22 protein-coding genes are annotated in these 22,875 nt (G+C 70.2%); 11 read left to right on the forward strand and 11 right to left on the reverse strand.

Annotated features, from left to right (window positions below; all coding sequences use genetic code 11):
* The first annotated feature begins 141 nt into the window (after positions 1 to 141).
* The 3 genes from G3I56_RS11600 to G3I56_RS11610 all read left to right on the forward strand — a co-directional run bounded on the left by G3I56_RS11600 (position 142) and on the right by G3I56_RS11610 (position 2,871).
* Positions 142 to 444: a hypothetical protein gene (locus G3I56_RS11600; protein ID WP_164408819.1), complete on the forward strand. Its 303-nt coding sequence runs from the start codon at positions 142 to 144 to the stop codon at positions 442 to 444.
* Between the two features lie 162 nt (positions 445 to 606).
* Entirely contained in the window at positions 607 to 1,650 is a 1,044-nt protein-coding gene (locus G3I56_RS11605) for a phosphotransferase family protein (RefSeq protein ID WP_164408864.1), read from the forward strand.
* Between the two features lie 6 nt (positions 1,651 to 1,656).
* On the forward strand, positions 1,657 to 2,871 hold the full coding sequence (locus G3I56_RS11610; protein ID WP_164408820.1) for an acyl-CoA dehydrogenase family protein: 1,215 nt from the start codon (positions 1,657 to 1,659) through the stop codon (positions 2,869 to 2,871).
* Positions 2,872 to 3,075: 204 nt separating this feature from the next.
* Here G3I56_RS11610 and G3I56_RS11615 read toward each other — a convergent pair whose 3' ends face one another.
* The 3 genes from G3I56_RS11615 to G3I56_RS11625 are packed head-to-tail and all read right to left on the reverse strand — an operon-like array spanning position 3,076 to position 6,177.
* Positions 3,076 to 3,669, reverse strand: coding sequence for a TetR/AcrR family transcriptional regulator (locus G3I56_RS11615; protein ID WP_164408821.1), 594 nt, complete (start codon positions 3,667 to 3,669; stop codon positions 3,076 to 3,078).
* A gap of 49 nt (positions 3,670 to 3,718) precedes the next feature.
* Positions 3,719 to 5,416 (reverse strand): AMP-binding protein, encoded by a 1,698-nt coding sequence (locus G3I56_RS11620; protein WP_164408822.1) that lies wholly within the window; start codon positions 5,414 to 5,416, stop codon positions 3,719 to 3,721.
* Entirely contained in the window at positions 5,413 to 6,177 is a 765-nt protein-coding gene (locus G3I56_RS11625; protein ID WP_164408823.1) for an SDR family oxidoreductase, read from the reverse strand. The genes G3I56_RS11620 and G3I56_RS11625 overlap by 4 nt, the downstream gene beginning before the upstream one ends.
* A gap of 186 nt (positions 6,178 to 6,363) precedes the next feature.
* Here G3I56_RS11625 and G3I56_RS11630 point away from each other — a divergent pair, with 186 nt between their 5' ends.
* Together G3I56_RS11630 and G3I56_RS11635 are read left to right on the forward strand one after the other, a co-directional pair.
* Complete coding sequence (locus G3I56_RS11630; RefSeq protein ID WP_164408824.1) at positions 6,364 to 7,602, forward strand: DUF1343 domain-containing protein; 1,239 nt, start codon at positions 6,364 to 6,366, stop codon at positions 7,600 to 7,602.
* Positions 7,603 to 7,680: 78 nt separating this feature from the next.
* Entirely contained in the window at positions 7,681 to 9,048 is a 1,368-nt protein-coding gene (locus G3I56_RS11635) for a serine-threonine protein kinase (RefSeq protein ID WP_164408825.1), read from the forward strand.
* A gap of 44 nt (positions 9,049 to 9,092) precedes the next feature.
* On the opposite strand, the gene G3I56_RS11640 is transcribed toward G3I56_RS11635, so the two are convergent.
* On the reverse strand, positions 9,093 to 11,897 hold the full coding sequence (locus tag G3I56_RS11640; RefSeq protein ID WP_164408826.1) for a penicillin acylase family protein: 2,805 nt from the start codon (positions 11,895 to 11,897) through the stop codon (positions 9,093 to 9,095).
* Between the two features lie 416 nt (positions 11,898 to 12,313).
* On the opposite strand from G3I56_RS11640, the gene G3I56_RS11645 reads away from it, so the two are divergent.
* The 3 genes from G3I56_RS11645 (at position 12,314) to G3I56_RS11655 (ending at position 14,962) form a co-directional block, all read left to right on the forward strand.
* Complete coding sequence (locus G3I56_RS11645) at positions 12,314 to 12,919, forward strand: hypothetical protein (protein WP_164408827.1); 606 nt, start codon at positions 12,314 to 12,316, stop codon at positions 12,917 to 12,919.
* 89 nt (positions 12,920 to 13,008) lie between these two features.
* Positions 13,009 to 13,731 (forward strand): 3-keto-5-aminohexanoate cleavage protein, encoded by a 723-nt coding sequence (locus G3I56_RS11650; protein WP_164408828.1) that lies wholly within the window; start codon positions 13,009 to 13,011, stop codon positions 13,729 to 13,731.
* Positions 13,732 to 13,894: 163 nt separating this feature from the next.
* On the forward strand, positions 13,895 to 14,962 hold the full coding sequence (locus tag G3I56_RS11655; protein WP_164408829.1) for an RNA ligase (ATP): 1,068 nt from the start codon (positions 13,895 to 13,897) through the stop codon (positions 14,960 to 14,962).
* On the opposite strand, the gene soxR is transcribed toward G3I56_RS11655, so the two are convergent.
* Positions 14,916 to 15,431 (reverse strand): redox-sensitive transcriptional activator SoxR, encoded by a 516-nt coding sequence (gene soxR, locus G3I56_RS11660; RefSeq protein WP_164408830.1) that lies wholly within the window; start codon positions 15,429 to 15,431, stop codon positions 14,916 to 14,918. The two genes, G3I56_RS11655 and soxR, sit on opposite strands and share 47 nt — an antisense overlap.
* 152 nt (positions 15,432 to 15,583) lie before the next feature.
* On the opposite strand from soxR, the gene G3I56_RS11665 reads away from it, so the two are divergent.
* Positions 15,584 to 16,045, forward strand: coding sequence for a MaoC family dehydratase (locus G3I56_RS11665; protein ID WP_164408831.1), 462 nt, complete (start codon positions 15,584 to 15,586; stop codon positions 16,043 to 16,045).
* Here the strand turns inward: G3I56_RS11665 and G3I56_RS11670 are convergent.
* From G3I56_RS11670 to G3I56_RS11680, 3 genes are all read right to left on the reverse strand, one after another.
* Positions 16,036 to 16,683, reverse strand: coding sequence for a TetR/AcrR family transcriptional regulator (locus tag G3I56_RS11670; RefSeq protein ID WP_164408832.1), 648 nt, complete (start codon positions 16,681 to 16,683; stop codon positions 16,036 to 16,038). The two genes, G3I56_RS11665 and G3I56_RS11670, sit on opposite strands and share 10 nt — an antisense overlap.
* A 131-nt stretch (positions 16,684 to 16,814) precedes the next feature.
* Positions 16,815 to 17,102 carry a YiaA/YiaB family inner membrane protein gene (locus G3I56_RS11675; protein WP_164317871.1) on the reverse strand — a complete coding sequence of 96 codons (288 nt, stop codon included), beginning with the start codon at positions 17,100 to 17,102 and terminating at the stop codon, positions 16,815 to 16,817.
* A 90-nt stretch (positions 17,103 to 17,192) separates the two neighbouring features.
* Positions 17,193 to 18,344 (reverse strand): acyl-CoA dehydrogenase family protein, encoded by a 1,152-nt coding sequence (locus G3I56_RS11680; RefSeq protein ID WP_164408833.1) that lies wholly within the window; start codon positions 18,342 to 18,344, stop codon positions 17,193 to 17,195.
* 100 nt (positions 18,345 to 18,444) lie between these two features.
* Between G3I56_RS11680 and G3I56_RS11685 the strand changes: the two genes are divergently transcribed.
* Positions 18,445 to 19,113, forward strand: coding sequence for a TetR/AcrR family transcriptional regulator (locus G3I56_RS11685; RefSeq protein WP_164408834.1), 669 nt, complete (start codon positions 18,445 to 18,447; stop codon positions 19,111 to 19,113).
* A 58-nt stretch (positions 19,114 to 19,171) separates the two neighbouring features.
* Positions 19,172 to 19,906, forward strand: a complete 735-nt coding sequence (locus tag G3I56_RS11690; protein WP_164408835.1) for a winged helix-turn-helix domain-containing protein — start codon at positions 19,172 to 19,174, stop codon at positions 19,904 to 19,906.
* Positions 19,907 to 20,088: 182 nt separating this feature from the next.
* Here G3I56_RS11690 and G3I56_RS11695 read toward each other — a convergent pair whose 3' ends face one another.
* The 3 genes from G3I56_RS11695 to G3I56_RS45000 form a co-directional block, all read right to left on the reverse strand.
* Positions 20,089 to 21,333: an RNA-guided endonuclease TnpB family protein gene (locus G3I56_RS11695; protein ID WP_164408836.1), complete on the reverse strand. Its 1,245-nt coding sequence runs from the start codon at positions 21,331 to 21,333 to the stop codon at positions 20,089 to 20,091.
* Between the two features lie 197 nt (positions 21,334 to 21,530).
* A complete protein-coding gene (locus tag G3I56_RS44675; protein ID WP_275406684.1) occupies positions 21,531 to 21,890 on the reverse strand; it encodes a hypothetical protein in 360 nt (119 codons plus the stop codon).
* A partial coding sequence (locus tag G3I56_RS45000) for a class F sortase (RefSeq protein ID WP_343239920.1) occupies positions 21,887 to 22,875 on the reverse strand: 989 nt, incomplete at its 5' end. The genes G3I56_RS45000 and G3I56_RS44675, both read right to left, overlap by 4 nt.

Genomic DNA, 22,875 nt, shown 5'->3' on the forward strand with positions numbered 1-22,875 from the left:
CTCCGGTCTCCTGGTGTTCGACCTTCCGGGGTGCGCGGACGCCACGCAAGTCGAATAGCCTGAAATGGATGGTTTGCGTGACAGCCTGACCGGCGTCATCACAAGAACTTCAGCACCGCCGAACACCCGAAGGCGAGCATCATGAGCACCCCCACCCTGCACAAGGAACACCCGACCCACGAGCACACCCACGGCCAGGACTGCGGCCACACGGAGGTGCCGCACGGTGACCACGTCGACTACGCGCACGACGGTCACCTGCACCGCGCGCACAGCGGCCACTGGGACGAGTGCGAGCCCGGCGAGCACGTGGCGCACGACGCCCACGGTCACGCGCACGGGGACGGCTGCGGGCACCCGAGCATTCTGCACGGTGACCACGTCGACTTCCTGCACGACGGTCACCGGCACGCGGCGCACCAGGACCACTGGGACGACCACTGACGGTTTCCGGCCACCGGAACCGCTCCCCCGCCCTACCCGACCGGCGTCTCCTTCCGCACACCGGAAGCGAGACGCCGGTCACTTTTCATTCACCCACTGGACGGCATACCGACCGGTCGGCATCATGAGGCAGGCCCTGTTTCCGCACGCGTAGGAGCGATGATGCCCCCGGACGACCTGCCAGGTCTCGATCTCGACCGGCTGCGCGGACTGCTCGACGGCGAACGCCCCGGACTGGTGCACGGCCCGCTGACCGGCCGGCTGATCGAGGGCGGCCGTTCGAACCTCACCTACGCGGTCACCGACGGCACCACCCAGTGGGTCGTACGGCGCCCCCCACTGGGTCATGTCCTGGCCACCGCGCACGACATGCGGCGCGAGCACCGGGTGATCAGCGCCCTGTATCCGACCGCGGTCCCGGTCCCGCGTCCCGTGCTGCTGTGCGAGGACCCGGAGAACGGAGCGGCGCCCGGAGCGCCGTTCTACGTCATGGAGTTCGTGCCGGGCACGCCGTACCGCACGGCCGGGCAGCTCGCCCCGATCGGCCCGGCGCGGACCCGGGGCGTGGTGCTGTCGCTGGTGGACACGCTGGTCGAGCTGCACTCGGTGGACCCCGCCGAGGTGGGCCTCGCGGACTTCGGCCGGCCCGAGGGCTTCCTCGACCGGCAACTGCGGCGCTGGGGCAAGCAGTTGGACGCCTCCCGCAATCGCGAGCTGGCCGGTATCGACGAGTTGCTGGCGGCGCTGGGCCGAGCCCTCCCCCGGTCCTCCGCCCCGGCGATCGTGCACGGCGACTACCGGCTGGACAACGTCCTGATCGACGCGGACGACAGGATCGCGGCGATCCTCGACTGGGAGATGTCGACGCTCGGCGACCCGCTCACCGACCTGGGGCTGCTGGTGATGTACAGCATGCCGCTGGACGCGCCCGACTCTCCCGTCTCCACGACCGCCGAGGCCGCCGGACACCCCTCCCCCGCCGAGCTGATCGAACGGTACGCGGCGCGCTCGGGGCGCGACGTCTCGGCGATCGCCTGGTACACGGCGTTCGCCTGGTTCAAGCTGGCCGTGATCCTGGAGGGCATCCACTACCGCTACACACTGGGCCAGACGGTCGGCGCGGGCTTCGACCGCATCGGGGACCTGGTCCCCGTCTTCATCGAGCACGGCCTGACCACACTTCACACAGGTCTCCAGGAAGGCTGATCCGTCATGGACTTCGCGTTCGACGCGCGCACCGAGGAACTGCGCGCCAAGCTCCTCGCCTTCATGGACGAGTACGTCTATCCGGCCGAACAGGTCGAGCACGAGCAGCGCGCTCAGCTGGCCTCGCCGTGGGACACCCCGGCCGTGGTCGAGGAGTTGAAGGCCGAGGCGCGCCGCCAGGGCCTGTGGAACCTCTTCCTGCCCGATGCCCGGCACGGCGCCGGCCTCACCAACCTCCAGTACGCCCCCCTCGCCGAAATCACCGGCCGTTCCCCGCACTTGGCGCCGACCGCGCTGAACTGCGCGGCACCGGACACCGGCAACATGGAGGTGCTGGCACAGTTCGGCGACGAGCAGCAGAAGAAGCAGTGGCTGGAGCCGCTCCTCGCGGGCGAGATCCGCTCCGCGTTCGCGATGACCGAGCCCGAGGTGGCGTCGTCCGACGCGACGAACATCGAGACGCGGATCCGGCGTGATGGTGACGACTACGTCATCTCCGGCCGGAAGTGGTACATCTCCGGGGCGATGAACCCCCGCTGCCAGATCTTCATCGTGATGGGCAAGACCGACCCCGACGGCGCCGACATCCGCCGCCAGCAGTCGATGATCCTGGTCCCCCGGGACACCCCCGGCGTCACGGTCAAGCGGGCGATGCAGGTGTTCGGCTACGAGGACCACTCCCACGGCGGCCACGCCGAGGTGGTCTTCGAGGAGGCGCGGGTGCCCGCGGCGAACCTGATCGGCGAGGAGGGCAGCGGCTTCGCCATCGCGCAGGCGCGGCTCGGCCCCGGCCGCATCCACCACTGCATGCGGCTGATCGGGATGGCGGAGCGGGCGATCGAGCTGATGTGCCGCCGGGCCGTCTCCCGGACGGCGTTCGGCAAGTCGCTGGCCCAGCAGGGTGTGGTCCACAACTGGATCGCGGACGCGCGGGTCACCGTGGAGCAGTTGCGGCTGCTGGTGCTGAAGACGGCGTGGATGATGGACACGGTCGGCAACAAGGGTGCCCACGCGGAGATCCAGGCGATCAAGATCGCTACCCCGCGTGCGGTGGTGGACATCATCGACAAGGCGATTCAGCTGCACGGGGCGGGTGGGGTGAGCCAGGACTTCCCGCTGGCGGAGCTGTGGGCGAGTGCGAGGACGCTGAAGCTGGCGGACGGGCCGGACGAGGTGCATCAGCGGTCGCTGGCTCGACGTGAGCTGAAGAAGTACCTGTAGCTGTTCCGCCCCCGCCGCCCCTACCCGTCCCATCCCGTTCCTGGGGCTGCGCCCCCAGACCCCCGCTTTCGGCCCTGAAGGGGCCTCGTCCTCAAACGCCGGACGGGCTGGTTGGTCAGCCCCTCCGGCGATTGAGGAGCGGGGTCTGGGGCGGAGCCCCAGGGACGGGACGGGTAGGGGCGGCGGGGGCGAAGAAACCCGGCCCTACGGCCGCAGCGCTCGCAGCAGCAGGTCCGCCAGTTGCTCCGCGACCTCCGTCGGGGTCAGGGGGCCCTCCGGGCGGTACCAGGTCGACAGGTGGTGGATGGAGCCGAAGTGGTAGTCGACCACCAGGTCCGCCGAGGTCGCCCGGGAGAAGACGCCCGTCTCCTGGCCCTCCTCGATCAGGGCCCGGAAGCGTTCGTGGTAACGGCGCCTCTCCGCGCGTACCTGCTTGTTCTTCTCCGGGCTCAGATGATGCATCGAGCGGAAGAAGATCATCGCGTCGTCGAGGTTCTCGATGGTCGTGACCACGACATCCGCCGCCGCCCGCCGCAACCGCTCCTCCACCGGCGCGTCCGCGTTCGCGAACGCGTCCAGCCGCTCCTGCTGAACGCGCAGCACGCGCGCGTACACCTCGTGCAGCAGATCGTCCTTCGACCCGAAGTAGTGGTAGAGCGCCCCCTTGGTGACCCCTGCCGCCTCGACGATCTCCTGCACGGATGTGCGGTCGTACCCCTGTTCCGCGAAGAGCCGGGTGGCGGCGGCCAGCAGCCGCTGCGGGACGGGCGTACCGTCGCCGTCCGTCGTCCTGGGCACTACCGCCACCAGCCTTCCAAACGTTCCGCCGAATAATCGAACAGGATGCCTACTGAGAGTCCCCGGACCGGGTACGCAGTTCCCGACGGAGGATCTTTCCGGTCGCCGTCTTCGGCAGGTCGGCCAGGATCTCCACCTGCCGCGGGTACTTGTAGGCGGCCAGTCTCTCCTTGCAGTACGCGGCGAGCGCGTCCGGGTCCCCCTCGGCGCCGGGCCGCAGGCTGATGTACGCCTTCACGGTCTCCCCGCGGTACCCGTCGGGCACGCCGACGACGGCCGCCTCACGTACCGCCGGATGGGTGTACAGGACGTCCTCGACCTCACGCGGCCACACCTTGAAGCCGGACGCGTTGATCATGTCCTTCTTCCGGTCGACGACGTACAGCCACCCCTCGGCGTCCATGAACCCGATGTCGCCGGTCCGCAGCTCCCCGCCCGGGAACGTCTCCGCGGTGGCCTCCGGGAGCCGCCAGTAGCCGGGAACGACCTGCGGCCCCCGTACGAGGATCTCGCCCTGTTCCCCGAACGGGACCTCCGCGCCCTGCTCGTCGACGATCCGTACGACGGTGTCGGGGCCCGGAACGCCCACGGCGAGGGTGCCGGAGACCGGGTCGACGGGGGCCTCCAGGGCGGGCGGTACGGAGGCACAGGGGGCGGTGCACTCGGTGAGGCCGTAGCCGTTGCGGATGTACGGGCCGAAGCCTGCCCGGAACTTCTCCACCAGGGCGGGCGGCAGCGGGGCGCCGCCGGAGGAGATCTGCCGGAAGGACGAGAAGTGGTCGGGGGTGCAGTCCGGGTGCGCGGCCAGGGCCATGAAGGCCGTCGACGGGCCGACCGTGTAGTGGGGGCGGTGCTCGGCGAACGCTTCCAGGACGACACCGGACTCGAAGCGGTAGGCGAGCACGAGCGTGCCCGCGCTGTTCAGACTCGCGCCGAGCTGACAGACCATGCCGGTGATGTGGAACAGGGGCGCCATCGCGAAGTACACGGGCGCCTCGGGCAGCGGGAGGCCCGTCCGCTGCCGTTCCGCGTTGTACATGATGTTGGCGTGGGTGTTCGTGGCCCCCTTGGGGGTGCCGCTGGTGCCGGAGGTGTAGCTGATCAGCGCGATGTCGGCGGGGCGCGGGTCACGGCCGTCGGCGGCGGGGGCCTGGTGGCCGTACCGGGCGACGGCCGTCAGGTCCTCGGCGTCGGGGGCCTGCGGCAGCCGCTCGAACGCGAGCACGCGCGCGTCGCCGCGGGTCTGGAAGTCCAGCTCGCAGCCCGTGAGCACGATCCGCACCGGAGAGTCCGCCGCGGTCTCCCTCAGGTACGACTCCCAGGCCCGGTCGGAGCAGATCAGCGCGGCCACCTCGCCGTCCCGCAGGACGTGCGCGACCTCCCCCGACTTGTACATCGGGTTGACGGGGACGACGGTCGCGCCCGCCTTCCAGGCCCCCAGCAGGGCGAGCACGAAGAGCGGCGAGTTCTGCAGCAGGACGGCGACCCGGTCGCCGCGCTCCAGCCCCCGGGTGACGAGGTACCCGGCGACGGAGTCGCTCAGCTCGTCGACCTCACGGTGACTGAGCCGCCCGTCGAAGTAGGCGAGGAAGGTGCGGTCCGGGACCTCGGCGGCGGTCCGGCGCAGCGCGTGGACGAGCGAGTCGTCGGGGCTGACGGGCCCGCGCTGGACGTCGTCGAGGAGAGCCAGCCAGGGCTGCGCACCGTACCGGGAGCCGGAGCCGACATCGGTGTCGGTGTCGGTCATCGGGTGGCCTCCCACTTCTGCTGGATGTGGTTCATGTTCGTCAGCCAGTGGTCGGGGGCGGCGGCCCGCGCCCGGTAGTAGTCGGCGACCTCGGGGTGCGGCAGGATCAGGAACCGGCCCTCCTCGATCCCCTTGAACAGGGCCTCCGCGACCGCCTCGGGCTCGATCGCGGTCGGTGCGAGCACCAGGTCGCCCGCACTGCCGGTGCCGGCCAGCATGTCCGTACGCACACCCTGCGGGCAGATGGCGTGCACCTTGAGCCCGCGGTGGCGGTACGTCAGTGACAGCCACTCCGCGAAGGCGTAGGCGCCGTGCTTGGTCACGCTGTAGGGCGCCGCGCCGATCATGGTGAGCAGCCCGGCGGCGGACACGGTGGACACGAAACGGCCGCTGCCGCGCTCCAGCCAGTCCGGCAGCAGCTCGTGGGCCGCCCGGACGTGCGCCATCACGTTCACGTCCCAGGCGAGCGCCCAGACGTCCTCCTCGGCCGCCTCGGACCCGCCCGAGGCGAGCCCGGCGTTGGCACAGTAGACATCGACGGTCCCACCGAGGGCGGCCCGGGCTTCGGCGACGACGGCGGACGCGTCACCGGGTACCGCGATCCCGCCTATCTCGTCGGCCACCGCTTCGGCCCGCGCGGCATCCAGATCGTTCACGACGACCCTGGCCCCCTCGGCGGCGAATCTCCGGGCCAGCGCGGCCCCGATCCCGCCTCCCGCTCCGGTGACCACCACTCCGGCACCCTGCACGACACCCACCATCGGTCTCCTTTGACACGAAACGGCTCCAACGCCCGACCAGACTAACCGGTCGGTATGTAGCAAGAAAGGGGCTCCCGCAGGTACCTGGGGGCGCGACAGGCCACAACGGACCCGCACCCTACGAACAACAGGCGGAAGCGCATACGGTGCCACCACCACCCGTACCGCCTCACGGAGGGAACCCCCATGCCCCTGTCCAGACGCGGCCTCCTGACAACAGCCACCGCGGCGTCCCTGCCGGCCTGCACAGCCGCTGCCCCCACCCAACACCGCCCAAAACGACTCCGCACCGGATTCGAGAACCTCACCGCCAGGAACTACGCCCCCCTCGTCGGCAAGAAGGTCGGCCTCGTCACCAACCCCACCGGCGTCACCAGGGACGTACGCCACATCGTCGACGTCATGCATGCCGACGACCGGGTGAATCTGACCGCCGTCTTCGGACCCGAGCACGGATTCCGGGGCACCGCGCAGGCCGGCGGTTCCGAGGGGCGCTACGACGACCCGGCGACCGGGCTCCCCGTCTACGACACGTACCTCAAGAGCGGCCGGCCGCTCGCCGACGTCTTCACCGCCTCCGGCGTCGACACCGTCGTCTTCGACATCCAGGACGTGGGCGCCCGCTTCTACACCTACATCTGGACGCTGTACGACTGCATGGAGGCGGCCCAGCTGGCCGGCAAGGCCTTCCTGGTGCTCGACCGGCCGAACCCGGTGACCGGGCGCGCCGCCCAAGGGCCCGTGCTGCACAAGGAGTTCGCGACGTTCGTCGGGCGGCAGCCGATCGCCCAGGCGCACGGGATGACGGTGGCGGAGCTGGCGCGGCTGTTCAACAAGGAGTTCCTGGCCGCGCCGGTGGAGCTGGACGCCGTACTGATGTCGGGGTGGAAACGGTCGGAGTTCTACGACGCGTCGGGGCTGCCCTGGGTGCCGCCGAGCCCGAACATGCCGACGCCCGACACCGCGCTGGTGTATTCGGGCACGTGTCTCTTCGAGGGGACGAACCTGTCGGAGGGGCGCGGTACGACCCGGCCGTTCGAACTGCTCGGAGCCGAGGGGATCGACCGGCGGTGGGCCGCGGCGGCGGAGCAACTCGGGCTGCCCGGTGTGCACTTCAGGGAGGCCTACTTCGCGCCGACCTTCTCCAAGTTCCAGGGGAAGACCATCGGTGGCGTGCAGATCCATGTGCACGACCCCGCGGCCTACGACCCGGTGCGTACCGGGGTAGCCCTGCTGGTGACCGCCAAGAAGGTCTGGAGCGGCTTCGCCTGGCGGTCCGACAACTGGATCGACAAGCTGACCGGATCCACTCTGGTGCGCACGATGATCGACGCGGGCGCCGGCGTCGACGAGGTCGTGGCGGGCTGGCAGGAGGAGTTGGCGGCGTTCCGGCGCATGCGCAAGAAGTACCTCATCTACAGATGAGCGTGACGTATGGCCAACTCCCCCGGTTAGCAGGACGATACGCCCCACATCACGACACCACGGGGGACGGGGTTTGTCATGGCGGAACAGGAAATGAGTGTTTCTCCCTACTGGGAGCTGACGTTCGACGCGGACGGCGACACCGACGGGCGCAGACGCGACCGGCTGCTCGCGGAGGTGGGCCCTCGTAAGGTGCGCGACCTCATCGTCTTCGCGCACGGCTGGAACAACGACCGGTCGATGGCGACCGGGCTCTACAGCAGGTTCTTCGCGGCGATCCCCGCCCTCGCGCCCGCGACCGCCAGGATCGGCTACGTGGGCGTGGTGTGGCCGTCGATGCGCTTCACGGACGAGCCCGTCCCCGACTTCCAGCGGTCCGTCACGGCCGCCGCCGACGTGCCCGGGCCGACCGGTCGACCCGGGCTCGACAAGGGCACCCGGCACGCGCTCCTGGAGACCTTCCCGGGGCGGGCCACGGTCGTCGAGCAACTCGCCCGGCTGCTGGACCGACAGCCGGACGGCGACGAGGCCCTGGAGGAGTTCGGCGGGCTGGTGCGGCTGCTCGTCGAGGTGTCGCCCCAGACGCCGCAGACGGGGTTCGCGGCGGACCTCCTCGGGGACGGCGAGCCGGAGGGCGACCCCCAGATGCTCGCCGGGAGCACGGCGGCGGTCTGCGAGGAGTTCGCGCTGGCCCTGGCCGGGCCCGGATCCCCGGGCGGCGGCGCCGAGTTCGCACTGCCGAAGCTGCCCAACCCGTGGAAGGGCGCACAGGAGCTGTTGCGGCAGGCCACGTACTACGCGATGAAGCGGCGGGCCGGAACCGTCGGTGAGCGGGGGCTCGGGCCGGCGATCGGGCGGCTCGCCGAGGCGGCGCCCGGGGTGCGGGTGCATCTCGTCGGGCACAGCTTCGGCGCGCGGCTCGTGTCGTTCGCGCTGCGCGGGCTCCCCGAGGGGGTACGCACGGTGAAATCCGTGACGCTGCTCCAAGGGGCCTTCTCGCACTACGCGTTCGCGGCCGAACTGCCGCACGACGCGCGTGCCGCGGGTGCGTTGCGAGGTCGGCAGAACCGTATCGACGGGCCTCTGGTGTGCTGCTACTCCCAGCACGACGGGGCACTCGGCACGTTCTATCCGCTGGCCTCGCGCATGGCGGGCGACAGCCAGGGGGTCCTCGCCGCCGACCGGTCCGTCCTCGGCCTGAACGCCGCGAAGGCGCTGGGCCCGAAGTGGGGCGCGATGGGCCACGACGGTGTCCAAGCGGTGCCGGGGACGGTCCGGTTGACCATCGCCGAAGCTCTGGGAGCTGCGAAGCTGCCGGTGAGCGGGTGCGTGAACGTCGACGCGACGGCGGTGGTCAGGAGCGGTGGGCCCCCGTCGGGAGCCCACAGCGACATCTGTCACTCGGAGTTGGCGCAGGTGGTGCTGGCGGCGGGCCGTATCCACTGACCCGCCGCCGCAACACCTCAGCTCATACCGGTTGTTACCGGTTGTTACCGGTGTGACGTGAACTCGACGACCTGCTGGTAGGTCGGCCGGTTCTGCCAGCTGATGTTGTAGTGCTTGATGCCTCCCAGGGTGCGCTGGACGATCGAGTCGGCGCACCACTGGTTGCCCGCCGCGCACAGGGTGTCGCCGGGGTAGACCTGGGCGGCCGTCTTGCCCGCCGCGGCCTTCAGGGTGCTGATCAGGATGTCCCGGCAGCCGCTGAGCGTGCCGCCGCCGCAGTACTTCTGCGTCAGCCCGCCCTGCACGGCGTCACCGAGGATCGCCCGGATGTCCTTGTCGACGTAGCTCCACCAGCCGTACTGGAAGGAGCTTCCCGCGTGCGCCCCGGTCGGGCCGTGTGCGGCCGAGGGTGCCTCGTCGACGGGGAGGTTGGTGGTGATGGCGGTGTAGAGGTCGGTGCCGAGGCCCGGTTGGAACTCGGCCTGCACCAGCAGGGGCCACCATGCGTCGAGGATGCGGATCGCGTCGGCGTTGGCGTACGTCTTCGAACCCGCCGATGTCTCCGTGCGCTTGCCGCCCGCTGTCACCCACGCGGACAGCTTGCTGACGGCCGCCGCGGCCGTGGTGTCGGTGACCGTCGAGCTGTTGACGACCCGCAGCAATTTCGGCAGCACGTCCTCGGCCCGCAGGTCGGTGAGCGCGGCGTCGGCCATCGCCTTCACGAGTTGCGCCCGCGTCACTCCGCCCGCCGCGACGAGTTTCTTGACGCGGTCCTCCAGGAGGTTGCCGCGGTGGACGGACCCGTCACCCCAGGAGGCGGAGGTGTAGTCCTTGGCCTGTTTGTTGTTCCAGGAGATGTAGTAGTCCTGGTCGATCGAGTTGGGGTGGGCGGAGGCCGGCGTGTAGTCGGCGGTGTTGGTCGTCGGGTTCCAGTTCCGCCACTCGTACGCGGACTGTGCCCAGACCGGGAACTCGGCGTCGACGCCGCTCGCGCGCACCGGGTTGTCGCCGCTGTTGTAGTACGCGGTGTGCGTGGAGTCGGCGTAGAACCAGTTGAACGTGTAGTTGATGTGCTGCACCGCGGCCTGGAAGGTCGCCGGGCTCTTCACGTAGTCGGGGTCGTTGAGCATCTGGAAGCCGATGATCGAGTCGGCCTCGTGCATGTAGGAGGAACGCAGGTTGGTGTAGGCGACCTTTTTTCCACCGACCGTCGCACGATGGCTCACCGGGCCGTACTTGGTGCGGTAGACCTGCATCCGGTAGGAGCCGGCTGCCGTGCCGTCGGCCGTGGTCGGCTTCCAGGCATTGGTCTGCTCGAGCTTCTCCATCGCGGTGCAGGTGCCGTGGTAGAGGTAGTGGACGTCGTCCTGGCACAGCTCGACCGCGTACGAGTCGATGATGTCCTGACCGGAGGTCGTCGCGCTCCACGCGTAGTCCTGGCCGCGGCCGAGTTCGACGTACATGCTCAGCCCCGCGAAGGAGGCGCCGCGCGCGCTGAGGCCCGGGCCCTGGATCTCCTGGAGCATGAGCAGCTGGGGGGCGAAGTAGCCCGTCTGCGGGCCGAAGACGGCGATCGGGTGGCCGCTGGCCGTCTTGGCGCCGCTCACCACCAGGGCGTTGGACATACCGCGCTTGGCGGAGGTGAGGGCGGTGGCCGTCGCCGTGGTGGAGGCGGTGGTGGCGGTCGTGGTGGCGGCGCTGCCCGTGCGGTCGTACACCAGCGGTTCCTCGGCGACCGTGCCGGCGTCCGGCAGTGCCTCGCCCTGCGGGTCGGCGGGCGTGGTCGCGTAGGGGAAGCTCTCGCCGTTGTGGACGGTGAGGGCGGCCTCGGGGTCGTTCCGCTCGCGGAATGCCTCCCAGACCTTGGTGCCCTGGACGACGCCGTACTGGGACTGGGCGGCCATCAGCGAGATCGCGTTGTTGACCTCGCCGCCGCCGCCTGAGCCGAAGAGCGCTCCGATCACGGAGGCCAGTGCGACCAGGTCGGTGGTCTTGAAGTGCTGGATGGTGCCCGCGTTGGTGATCGAGTCCTTCCAGCCGGTGAGGACGTACTCGCCGGGGAAGGTGCGGGCACTGTCGGAGGCGTCGATGTAGGCGTTGATTCCGGCGACATAGGCGTTGACGTCGGCGAGCGCCTGCTGGCCGCGGGCGCCGTTGGTGGCGACCGCGTTGTCTATCTGGGCCTGGAGGTCGGCCTCGGTGTACGGGGCGTGGCGCCAGAACTCCTGTTCGAGGCCCTGGTTGGAGGGGTCGCCGCCCGCGAAGGGGGTGAGCTGTCCGCGTCCGACGTGCCGGAAGACGTCCATCAGCCACAGGCGGTCCTGGGCTGCGGCGTACCCGGCACCGAACTCGGTGCCGTAACGGGTGGTGCCTGTGATGTGCGGCACACCCGTCTTCTTGTCACGGACGATCTTCACGTCGGTGCGGCCGGCCGGAGCCAGGGTGGAGGCGACCTGGTCGGCGGCGACCCCGAACGAGGCGTCGTTGAAGAAGTTGTTGATCGTGGTGTTGGTGAGTCCTGAGTAGCCCGTGGCCAGGTTGGCATAGGGCCCGAGCTGGTCTTCCGCATGCTCGGGCTGAGATCCGAAAGCCTGGTTCAGGAGGATCTGGGCGAGGGTCGCGTTGCCGTTCTGCCCGGGCGGCAGGATGTCGGAACACTGGGCCCCGCAGTAGTCGTTCGCCGCGGCGGCCTGGGCCTCGGTCGCGGGGGAAAGCGGAGAAAGCGGAGAAAGAAGACCGGCTATGAGTGTGCATACAGCCGCGGTCTTCAGGAACCCGAAGAGTCCGCGGGGAGTTCTCAGTCTGTCGAAGGTTCTATCGACGGTGTTGCCTGGGGTGCGCCGTGACATGGCAGCTCCTCCGGACCGGGGGGTGGGCCACTCCGAACGGAGTGGGCCAGAGGTTACCGCCGGTATCCCCGCTATAGAAGATGAACATGCGTCACTTTTGAACAACGTGGTAGAGCAATTGCGTTGGAGGGGTACGGGGGCACTTCGAGGCGCTGGAAGCACTCGCGGTCCGGCTCCGTGCTCAACAGGTGTTGCACAGACGGCCGACAGTTTCGGGAGGTAACCGTGAAGGGTGGTCCGGCGGACGGCTTAGAGCCGTTGACGTCGGTCCCAAGGGGGCCCGGCGAACGGCTTATGGCCGTCATCGGAAAACAGATGGAGCCGAATGGCGTGTCGATACGTCTATTCGACGACGTCCGTTCGACGACGCCGAAGTGACCGAAGTACAGGTGCAGATGTGACGGAGGTGCAAGGCGATGGCCGGTTTCCGGAGTCTGGCGAGACAGGTGCGGGACCCGCGGTGCGATCTGGCACTGCGGCGGTACTCGCTCCGTAAGTGCCTTGAGCGATTCGCCCCTTACGGGCACAGGGCGACCTGGGACCATCTCTGCTCCCGGGCCGGGTTCGGCCCCGAGGACCGCTCCCCCGATCCAGCGCGGCTCGTGGCCGCACTGGACGAGCTGGAGGAAGCGCGCTCGGTCTGGCTGGCCTACGAGGTGGAGTTCGCGAAGCGCCGCAAGAAGGAGAAGTTCGACGGGCTGCGCCGGCCCGGAAGCGTGGACGACTGGCATCGGCTGACCTGGGGTGGGTTCGGGGTGGCCTGGTGCGACGACCCGGGGGTGCACCCCCATGAATCGCTGGCCGAGGTGCTGCGACGGCTGATCACCGCCCTGGAGCGCGAAGCGGGCTCGGTGTGCCCGGTGTGCGACGGGGAGCGCCTCTCCTGGAAGTACGACCTGGCCCATGAGCCGTCGTCGGGTCCTGTCTGCACGGAGTGCGGCATAGTGGTGCCGCGGCCCGTCCTGACCCCCGAGGCCCTGGCGGAGTCCAGGCGCGGACGGCTGTTGCTCGCGTCGGCCTGAGCACGGCGGGGGTGCGCCGGGGATGCCGCACCCCCGATCGAACCGGATGGCCGGCGCCTGTTGTCAGTGGTGACTGGCACCATCGGGGCATGACGCAGGTGTGTCTCAACGGGTCCCGGGGCGCCGCGGACGGCGCGCTGGTACCGATGTCGCCGGGCTCGATGGCCGACTCCGCGGCCGATGCCGTCCTGGCCGGGGCCACGGACGTCCACGTCCATCCCAAGTCCCCCTGCGGACAGGACACTTTGTCGCCGCGCGCGGTCTCGGCGACGCTGGCGGAGATCCGGGCACGGGTCACCGTGCCGGTCGGCGTGACCACGGGCGCCTGGGCCGAACCGGATCCGGCGCTGCGGCTGGAGCGGGTCCGGGGCTGGACAGTGCTGCCCGACCACGCCTCCGTCAACTGGCACGAGCCGGGCGCGGAGGAACTGGCCGCCCTCCTCATCGGCCTCGGGGTGGGCGTAGAGGCCGGCATCTGGTCCGGCACGGACGGAGCGGCGCGGTTCGCGGCCTCCCCCCTCGCCCCCAGGGTGCTGCGTGTCCTCGCCGAGGTGACGGACACCGACCCGGACACGGCCGAGACGACCGCACACACCCTCCTCGCCGACCTCGCCGGATCACCCCACGGCCGCCCGATCCTGCTGCACGGCGAGGACGGCGGCGCCTGGCCGGTACTCCGCCTCGCGGGCCGACTGGGCCTGGCGACCCGAATCGGCGTGGAGGACACCCTGTACCTGCCGAACGGCGAACGGGCGGTGTCCAACGCCCAGTTGGTGAGGGCAGGGCTGGCAGAGTACGCGCGCCCCCTTTAGTGGCGCGGGGCTGTATCGATGTGCGGCTCCGCCGCGTGGGCGCGACAAGCCCCCGCCGGCCCGCGGACAGACGACAGACCGTATACCAGCAACAAATCCCGTAGCTCCACACCTTTCCCACAAGGAGAGTTGGCGGCGATGAAACCAACCTGAGGAGCCCCCGATGTCGACGCTGCGCGTCACCGCCGAAGTCCTGACCATCCATGAGCACCCGAACGCCGACGCACTCGAACTGGCCCAGGTGGGCCTGTATCGCGCCGTCGTCGCCAAGGGGGCCTACCGGACCGGCGAAGCGGCCGTGTACATCCCTGAGCAGTCCGTCCTGCCGGGCGAACTCGTCGAAGAACTGGGCCTGACCGGGCGGCTCGCCGGGAGCAACTCGGACCGGGTCAAGGCTGTACGGCTGCGCGGCGAGCTCTCGCAGGGCATCGTCTGCCGACCCCGCGCTCTCGACGGCGTCGACCTCGACCGGGCGGCAGCCGACGGCACCGACTTCGCGGAGCCGCTGGGCATCGTCAAATGGGTGCCGCCGATCCCGCCCACCATGAACGGCGACGTCGAGTCCGCGCCCGACCTCCTGAGCTGGGTCGACATCGAGAACATCCAGCGCTACCCCGGCATCTTCACACCGGGCGAGCCCGTCGTCCTCACCGAGAAGCTGCACGGCTCGGCCTGTCTGCTCACGTATCTCGCGGACGACGGGCGCGTCCAGGTCTCCTCGAAGGGATTCGGCGCCAAGTCCCTTGCCCTGAAGGAGGATCCGCGCAACCTGTACTGGCGTGCGGTGACCGCCCACGGCGTCGCCGAGACCGCGGCCCGCCTCGCCGAGCGGCTCGGAGCGCGCCGGGTCGGCATCTTCGGCGAGGTGTTCGGGGCGGGTGTGCAGGACCTGACGTACGGCGCGGACGGACGGCGCGAGACGCTCGGGTACGCCGTGTTCGACGTGTCGGTGGAGGTCGATGGAGAGGTGCGCTGGCTGGACCCGGAGGCGCTGCTGGAGGGCCGACTGCCGCTCGTACCAAGGCTGTTCGAGGGCCCGTACGACATCGACCGGGTCCTGGAGATCGCGAGCGGGCGCGAGACGGTGTCCGGGCGGGGGCTGCACCTGCGGGAGGGTGTCGTGATCCGGCCTGCCGTCGAGCGGTACAGCGCGGTGACCGGCGGGCGGGCGATCGCCAAGGCGGTCAGTCCGGCGTATCTGACGCGCAAGGGTGGGACGGAGTACGAGTAGCCGGACCGGTGCCCTTCCTCTCCACCATCAGGCGGGATCCCGCCTGGCGTTCGCCGAAGACGTCGTCCGGGTTGGACAGGACACAGCCCTCCAGGGACAGGCAGCCGCAGCCGATGCAGTCGGTGAGATGGTCCCGGAGCCGGTTCAACTGCTTGATGCGCTCGTCGAGTTCGGAGCGCCAGTTCTCGGAGAGGCGGGACCAGTCCTCGCGGGTGGGGGTGCGTTCCTCGGGGAGCTCGGCGAGCGCCTCCCGGATCGTGGCGAGCGGGATGCCGACGCGCTGCGCGGCCCGGACGAAGGCGACCCGGCGCAGCGCGTCACGGCCGTAGCGGCGCTGGTTGCCCGGAGTGCGGCGGCTGGTGATGAGGCCCTTGGACTCGTAGAAGTGCAGGGCGGAGACGGCTGCGCCGCTGCGGGCGGCGAGCTGGCCGACCGTGAGTTCGTGGATCTTCTCGGGAATCTGGGGCACCTCTCGAACCCTACCCACAGCCCCTGCCCACAGCGGCCGGCCGTGGTCCGTTGACAGGGAATCCCCGGCCGACCATGCTAAGCAGTTGCTTAGACATAGTGCGTTGCTTGGGCATAGCGCGGTTGCTGGGAACAGTGGCGAGGAGGCCGGGAATGGCAGAGCCGAGGATCTTCACGGGTGCGGACGACCTGAAGGCGGCGGTGGGCGAGCAGTTGGGGTACACCGACTGGCTGGAGGTCGACCAGAAGCGGATCGACCTGTTCGCCGACGCGACCGGCGACCACCAGTGGATCCACGTGGACCCGGAGAAGGCCGCCACCGGCCCCTTCGGGACGACCATCGCGCACGGCTATCTCACCCTGTCGCTGCTGCCGCTCTTCGGACCGCAGCTGATCAAGGTCGAGGGCGTGAAGATGGGCGTCAACTACGGGACGAACAAGGTCCGTTTCCCCTCCCCCGTCCCGGTCGGCTCGCGCCTGCGCGCCACCGCCCGGATCGCCGGGGTCGAGGACGTTCCCGGAGGTGTACAGGTGGCTGTCGCCTTCACCGTGGAGCGCGAGGGCGGCGAAAAGCCGGTGTGCGTCGCGGAGTCGGTGTCGCGGTACTACCTCTGAGCCGCTGAGCGGGAACTGCCCGGCTCCACCATCCGCAGCACGAGGTCGGCATAGAGCGCGCCGACCTCGTCCGGCGTACGCGAACCGTTGACGTTGAACCAGCGGGCCACGTCGACGCACAGCGACAACACGGCGAGGGTCGTGCCCGGTACGTCGGGCACGTCGAACTCGCCCGTCTCCATCCCGTCCTCGATGATCCCGCGCACTTCGGCGTCGCACTGGCGGCGCAGCGCGAGGATCTCGGCGCGGGCGCCGGGGCCGAGGGAGTCCAGTTCGTACTGCACGACCCGTGCGGTGGTGCGCCCCCCGGCGTGCCAGCGGACGAACGAACTGACGGCCTCCGCGAGCCGTTCGGTCGCGGTGCCCTCGGTCCGCGCCGCCGTGCGCAGGATGTCGACGGCCTTCTCGTGGCCGATCCTGCTGATCCGGTGGAGCAGCTCTTCCTTGGTCTTGTAGTGGATGTAGAGCGCGGCCGGGCTCATTCCGGCACGGCCCGCGATGTCACGGGTCGTCGTCGCGTGGTAGCCGCGCTCGGCGAAGGCCTCCACCGCGGCGACGAGCAGCCGCCGGGCCGCGTCGGGGGTCACCTCACCCCACGGCGCCGCCTCGCCACCGGCCGTCTCCTCCGCCGTACTCATCGCCCGTTCGCCCCTTCCACCGACAGTGACCTCCCACTGTACCGCCGCGGGTGAGCGAGCGCTTAGAGTGCCCGCTCAGGGCTTTCCGGATCACTGCTTCGGGATCGGCGCTCCGGGATCAGCGCTCCGGATCAGTGCTTCTCGAAGGGGTCGTACTCGGCGAGCAGCTTCTCCAGCCGGGCCTGGTCGACCCGGCTGACGATCTGCCCGGCCTCCTGGCGGTCGCGGATGACCTTGGCCAGGGTGAAGGCGGAGGTCACCAGGTAGAGGACGGCGATCCCGAGGAAGCCGCGCACCCAGGAGTCGGCCTGGAGCCGGAAGATGCCGATGGCGGTCGCCCCCATGGCGATACCGAAGGACGCGACGGCCTGACCGTAGAAGGCCGCCGTGCTCTGCTGCTTGACCGGTGTCTCACTCATGGGGACAAGAGTGCGCGGACGCGGCCCGCGCCACATCCGCCGAAGTACTCAGACAGGTACTCAACTCGGCTCAGTTCGGAGGGAGCGGCCTCAGAAGGCCGATACGCCCGTCAGCGCACGGCCGATCAGCAGTTTCTGGATCTGGCTCGTGCCCTCGTAGAGAGTCATCACGCGAGCGTCGCGCAGGAGTTTGCCCACCGGGTACTCGTCGATGTAGCCGTAGCCGCCGAAGACCTGAAGGGCGTTGTTCGCGGCGCGGACGGCGGCTTCGGAGGCGAAGAGCTTCGCCTTGGAGGACTCGGTGGCGAAGGGCAGGCCGCGGTCGATCAGGTCGGCGACGCGCCAGGTCAGCAGCCGGGCCGCGTCGACGTCCACGGCAATGTCGCTGAGCAGCTCCTGCACCAGCTGGTGCCGCGCGATCGGCCCGCCGAACTGCTCACGCTCGCCCGCGTACCGGACGGCCGCGTCCAGGGCGGCCTGGGCTATCCCGACGCACCCGGCGGCGACCGACATCCGCCCCTTCGCGAGCGCCGACATGGCCACGGAGAAGCCCTTGCCCTCGGGACCCAGCATCGCCGAGGCGGGCACGCGCACGTCCTCGAAGACCAGTTCGGCGGTGGCCTGACCCCGCAGGCCGAGCTTGCCGTGGAGGGTGCGGCGGGTCAGTCCGGGGCTGTCGGTCGGCACAAGGAAGGCGGAGACGCCCTTGTGGCCGGGGGCATCGGTGGAACGGGCGAAGAGCAGGACCACGTCGGCCCAGGTGCCGTTGGTGATGAACATCTTGGTGCCGTTGACCACATAGTGGTCGCCTTCACGCACCGCCCGCGTGGAGAGGTTGCCCGCGTCGGACCCGGTGCCCGGCTCGGTCAGGCCGAAGCAGCCGACGTACGCGCCGGAGGTGAGCCCGGGCAGCCAGCGGCGTTTCTGCTCCTCGGTCCCCCAGTGCGCGACGGTCTTGGCGACCAGCCCCAGGGACACGGAGACGATTCCGCGCACGGAGGAGTCCCCACGGCCGAGCTCCTCGGTGACCAGGCAGTAGGTGAGGTGGTCGCCGCCCGAGCCGCCGTACTCCTCGTCGACGGTCAGCCCCAGGAAGCCGACGTCGCCCAGCTTCTTCACGATCGACCGGTCGACGTCCTCGGCACGGTCCCAGGCGATGACGTTCGGGGTGATCTCGCGCTCGACGAAGTCCCGGGCGAGCCGCTGGACGGCGGTCTGCTCCTCACTCAGTTCCAGGTTCATGACGAGCCCCCCACGGATCCCACTGACACATCCACGGACATGTCCCCGGACGCTTAAATTAGCAGTGCTAGTTTATTGGTGCAGCCCTACTATGTGCGCCATGGCCCGACCGCGCAAGCCCCTCCTCAGCACCGACCTGATCGTCGACACGGCACGGGCGCTGGTGGACGCGGAAGGGCTGGCCGCCCTGTCGACACGTCGGCTCGCGGCCGAGCTGGGGGTCAGCGGGCCGTCGCTCTACAACCACTTCCGGACGAAGGACCTGATCCTGGAGGCGGTCGCGGACTCGGTGAGCGTGCTGGTCGACCTGTCGATGTTCGAGAGGGGCGAGGGAGGCGAGGGGGGCGAGCGGGCCCGCGACTGGCGTACCGCGCTGCACGACTGGGCCGTCTCCTACCGGGCCGCGCTGCGCGACCACCCGAACATCGTTCCGGTCCTCGCCCGTGGCCCCGGCCGCCGCCCCGCGGGCCTGCGCCTCGCCGACGCCGTCTACGGCGGCATGGTCGACGCGGGCTGGCCGCCCGCCCAGGCCACCTCGATCGGCGCGCTGATGCGGTACTTCATCATGGGCTCCGCGCTCGGCTCCTTCGCCGGCGGCTTCGTGGACGACGAGAGCGCGTACGACCCGGCCGCCTATCCCCACCTCGGGCAGGCCCACCTCCTCGCCGAGCAACAGGAGAAGATCGACGAGCGGGCCTTCGAGACCGGCCTGACCGCGCTGCTGGACGGGCTGGCCCAGCAGTACGAGCAACTGAAGCGACCTGCGTAGACAGCTCGCCGCGCGCACTTCGGTGGGCGCCGAAGTGTGCGCACCCCATGCTGGATCCATGACCACCACGAGGGATGCGGGGAGTACGAGGAAGCCTGGCCGCGCGTCCGGTCTCGCGGCGCTGGCCGGGCTGATGGCGGACGAGACGCGGGCCGGATTTCTGCTGGCGCTGCTGGACGGGCGGGCGTGGACCGCCGGAGAACTGGCGCGCGATGCCGGGGTCGCCGCGTCGACCGCCAGCGAGCACCTGGGCAAACTCGTGGCCGGCGGGCTGCTCACCGAGGAGCGCCAGGGACGGCACCGCTACGTTCGGCTGGCCGACTCCGGCGTGGCCCAGCTCGTCGAGGAGCTGGCCGCCCACGTCGGCCCCTCCGCAGTCCAACACCCGCGCACGCTGCGGGAGTTCGGCACCGGGTCCGCGATGGCACGCGGCCGTACCTGCTACGACCACCTCGCCGGACGGCTCGGCATCGCCCTCACCGACGCCCTGACCGGGCGGGGGCTGCTCAGCCAGAACACCGGGTTCGCGCTCACGGACGCCGGGCTGCGCTGGTTCGCCACTGTGGGTATCGGCCTCGACCGCACCGGTCGCCGCCCTCTCGCCCGCGCCTGCCTCGACTGGACCGAACGCCGCCCCCACCTCGCGGGCACCGCGGGCGCGGCCCTGTGCCGGCACGCCCTGGACGCCCGCTGGTGTGTACGCATCGGCTCGGAACGGGCGGTCAGGGTGACCCCCGAGGGGGAACACCATTTCGAGCAGCTCCTGGGCATCAAGGCGTCGGACTTGCGCTGAGCGGCCGTACAGTCGCGCTTCGACGATCCGCAGTGCGGAGGCCGTGCACTCGCCGGGTTCGTGACGCTGGGGGCGATCTGTCACGCACAGCGGAGGGATTGCCGACCCGGTCGCCCTGGGGGATCGCGATCTCGAGGGTGCTGAGGTTCAGCGTCTACATGGTCGTCGTCAACTACCCGATATTAAAGTGCCGGGCTTGCACAACGGGCATCACTGGCGGTGATGCGTCGTTTGCGTCCAGCCCCGCCCCGGCCGTCCGGCTTCGGGGATGGGGCTGGGGCCGTTGACTGGGCCCCGCGTCGCCACAACTCCCACGCGCGTGCGCGGATGTTGCGGGAGCCGTTGCGGTCTGCATGATCAACGAATCCGCAGTTCCGGCACACGAACCAAGCCTGTGAGACCCGGTTCGCCTTGTCGATGTGGCCGCATTCGGCGCAGGTGCGGGAGGTGTACGCCGAATCGACGTACACCACCGGCACACCCGCCCGGCGGGCCTTGTACGCGATGAAGCTTCCCAGTTGGTGAAAGGACCAGCTGGAGTGGGTGGCCCGTTGGGGCTTGCGAAGCCGTACCCGCTCGCGGATACCCGTGAGGTCTTCTAGGGCGATTCCGCGACCGGTGCGTTCCGCCTCGGCCACCACATGCTTCGAGATCTTGTGGTTGATGTCCTTCGCCCGCCGCGACTCCTTGCGTCTGCGCTTCTTAAGACGGCGTTTGGCGGACGCGGTGTTCTTCTTCTGCAGCTTGGTGCGCAGTTTCCGTTCCCGGGCCCGGATGCGGTTGAGGTCGCGTCCGGCCATGATCTCGCCGTCGGAGGTGGTAGCGATGTTCACGATGCCCAGATCGATCCCGAGGAAGTCGGACGGAACCTGGTCGAGCGGAGCTTCAGGGACCTCGCAAGTGGCGTTCAGGAACCACATGCCTTCCCGGCACAACAGATCCGATTCACCCTTGCGGTACAGGGTCAGCGTGGCCAGTTGCTCGGGCGAGGCAGTGAACACCACGTCCTTCACCCGCCCGGCAACCGTCCAGATGGACACCCGACGCTCGCTGATCTGCCAGGACAACATCCGGTCGTCGTACGGCTGCGCCCCCTCCGGACGGAAGGTGACCGGCTTCTCGCTGGCGCTGCGATACCGCTTCGAGCCGGGCCTCCCCAGATTCCCGGCCTTCAGATTCGCCCGCAGCGTCGCGTACGCGTCGCAGGTCTTCTTGATCACATGCTGAGCGGCCTGCGCCCCCAGCCCCCACCGCGCCTTCACTTCACCGTAGGTGTGCTCCCGCAGCGCGAAGTTCCTCTTCACATCCTTTTCGAACGCCACCTCACTCGCCCAGGTGGCAGCCTCGTTGCAGGCACGCAGAGTCGCCTGAAGTGCCGACGCCTGCACGGGCGTCGGCAGCAGCTTCACCTGCACCACCAGCTTCACAGCCACGACGCTATCCGCCCACCCCAGCCCCCGCATTCGAACAGCGCAGATTTACCTGAAGTCGTGCTGAACCGGGGCGAGCAGCAGCCAGAGCGACCCAACGGGTTGAAATTGCCTGGATCTGCGCTGCAAAAGTGAGCGGCGGCGCCCCCACGCAAACAACCCCGGCATGTCCGCACCCCCCGGACAGACTCAAATCACCTCCACCGGCGCTGCAAGAGCGATCTGCGGCGCTCGGGTGCGGCCTCCGCCTCCGCCTCCGAGCGGATCACCGTCCCCGCCGCCAGCAACAGCAGCGCGCCGAGCATCACGAACGGCGCCGCCACGCCCGTGACCCCGGCGACCAGACCGGCCGTGGCGGGCGGCGGGCTGTGTCTCGCGGGGGTGGCGGTGTCGCGGTTCCGGGCCCGGACGCGGGCTGGGGTAGGGGCAGGGGTGACGGGGTCCGTGGCCGCTGAGGAGGGTGCCCCGCAGCGGCCACGGCCCGAGAAGACCGGTGGGTCGGCGTGAACGGGCCCGTCCTCGTACCGCCTGCGCGGCGGGAAGGGCCGGTTCATCGCGTCGCCGTCAGGTGCGCGTACACGACGATGTTGCCCGTGTAGCCGGTCCGGCGGTCGTAGTCGCCGCCGCAGGTGATGAGCCGCAACTCGGGGCGGGCGCGGGCACCGTACACCTCCCGGCTGGGGAAGCCCGCCTTGTCGTACGTCTTCACGGCGTAGACGGTGTAGACGGCCGTATGCCCGTCCGCGCGCCGGAGTTCCACCCGCCGCCCCGGCGTGACTTCGTCGAGGCCGACGAACACGGCGGGCCCGGCACGGGTGTCGCGGTGCCCTACGACGATCACCGTGCCGTTCTCCCCGGGGGACGGCCCGTCCGCGTACCAGCCGACCAGGTTGGAGTCGTCGTCCGGGGGCGCGGTGAGCTGCCCGTGGCGGTCGAGGCGCAGATCCACGACCGGCGCCTCGACATCGAGGTAGGGAAGGGTGAGCCTGCTGGGGCGGGAGCGCGGGAGGAGAGCGGGCTCCCGTGGCCTGACCGGCACGCTCCGGTGGGCGGACGGTGGGGTCGGTCCGGCAGATCCTGACCGCCCCTCCGCGGGCCCGGCCGTCCGGGGTGATGCTGCCGGAAGTGCCGGCCTGGCGGACTCAGGCCGCCCCTTCGCAGGCCCGGCGGCCTGAGGCGGTACGGCGGGTGGTGCGGGCTTGTCAGACTCCGGCCGTCCCTCTTCGGGCCCGGCCGCCGGTGTTGGTGCGGCCGGTGCCGGTTTCCGCTCCTGCGGCGCCCTCTCCGCCGCTGCGTTCCCGCCGCGCTCCGCGGGTGGTGCGACCGGCGTGCCGTCGGTGGCGGTGACGGGTGCGGGGGTTGGCTCGTCGACCCGGGCCCACCAGACGCCGCCCACCGCCAGGGTCACGGTCAGGACGACCGTGCGGGTCAGGCGGTAGGCGCGCGTCCGGCGCCACGGCCGGGGCCGGCGGGCGCGGTCAGGCAGCGCCGTCGGCACGTCGGCGCGTCCGGAAGTAGACCACTCCCCCGACCACGATC

The sequence above is a fragment of the Streptomyces sp. SID12488 genome (assembly GCF_010548275.1).
Taxonomy (GTDB): Bacteria; Actinomycetota; Actinomycetes; order Streptomycetales; family Streptomycetaceae; genus Streptomyces.

Bases quoted from the DNA above. Each gene is read 5' to 3' on its own strand.
- G3I56_RS44675 (WP_275406684.1), bottom strand. From the start codon at position 21,890: ATGAACCGGCCCTTCCCGCCGCGCAGGCGGTACGAGGACGGGCCCGTT.
- G3I56_RS11600 (WP_164408819.1), top strand. From the start codon at position 142: ATGAGCACCCCCACCCTGCACAAGGAACACCCGACCCACGAGCACACC.
- G3I56_RS11605 (WP_164408864.1), top strand. From the start codon at position 607: ATGCCCCCGGACGACCTGCCAGGTCTCGATCTCGACCGGCTGCGCGGA.
- G3I56_RS11690 (WP_164408835.1), top strand. From the start codon at position 19,172: ATGACCACCACGAGGGATGCGGGGAGTACGAGGAAGCCTGGCCGCGCG.
- G3I56_RS11670 (WP_164408832.1), bottom strand. From the start codon at position 16,683: ATGAGTACGGCGGAGGAGACGGCCGGTGGCGAGGCGGCGCCGTGGGGT.
- G3I56_RS11620 (WP_164408822.1), bottom strand. From the start codon at position 5,416: ATGACCGACACCGACACCGATGTCGGCTCCGGCTCCCGGTACGGTGCG.
- G3I56_RS11685 (WP_164408834.1), top strand. From the start codon at position 18,445: ATGGCCCGACCGCGCAAGCCCCTCCTCAGCACCGACCTGATCGTCGAC.
- G3I56_RS11640 (WP_164408826.1), bottom strand. From the start codon at position 11,897: ATGTCACGGCGCACCCCAGGCAACACCGTCGATAGAACCTTCGACAGA.
- G3I56_RS11655 (WP_164408829.1), top strand. From the start codon at position 13,895: ATGTCGACGCTGCGCGTCACCGCCGAAGTCCTGACCATCCATGAGCAC.
- G3I56_RS11645 (WP_164408827.1), top strand. From the start codon at position 12,314: ATGGCCGGTTTCCGGAGTCTGGCGAGACAGGTGCGGGACCCGCGGTGC.
- G3I56_RS11680 (WP_164408833.1), bottom strand. From the start codon at position 18,344: ATGAACCTGGAACTGAGTGAGGAGCAGACCGCCGTCCAGCGGCTCGCC.
- G3I56_RS11635 (WP_164408825.1), top strand. From the start codon at position 7,681: ATGGCGGAACAGGAAATGAGTGTTTCTCCCTACTGGGAGCTGACGTTC.
- G3I56_RS11625 (WP_164408823.1), bottom strand. From the start codon at position 6,177: ATGGTGGGTGTCGTGCAGGGTGCCGGAGTGGTGGTCACCGGAGCGGGA.
- G3I56_RS11610 (WP_164408820.1), top strand. From the start codon at position 1,657: ATGGACTTCGCGTTCGACGCGCGCACCGAGGAACTGCGCGCCAAGCTC.
- G3I56_RS11650 (WP_164408828.1), top strand. From the start codon at position 13,009: ATGACGCAGGTGTGTCTCAACGGGTCCCGGGGCGCCGCGGACGGCGCG.
- G3I56_RS11630 (WP_164408824.1), top strand. From the start codon at position 6,364: ATGCCCCTGTCCAGACGCGGCCTCCTGACAACAGCCACCGCGGCGTCC.
- G3I56_RS11675 (WP_164317871.1), bottom strand. From the start codon at position 17,102: ATGAGTGAGACACCGGTCAAGCAGCAGAGCACGGCGGCCTTCTACGGT.
- G3I56_RS11665 (WP_164408831.1), top strand. From the start codon at position 15,584: ATGGCAGAGCCGAGGATCTTCACGGGTGCGGACGACCTGAAGGCGGCG.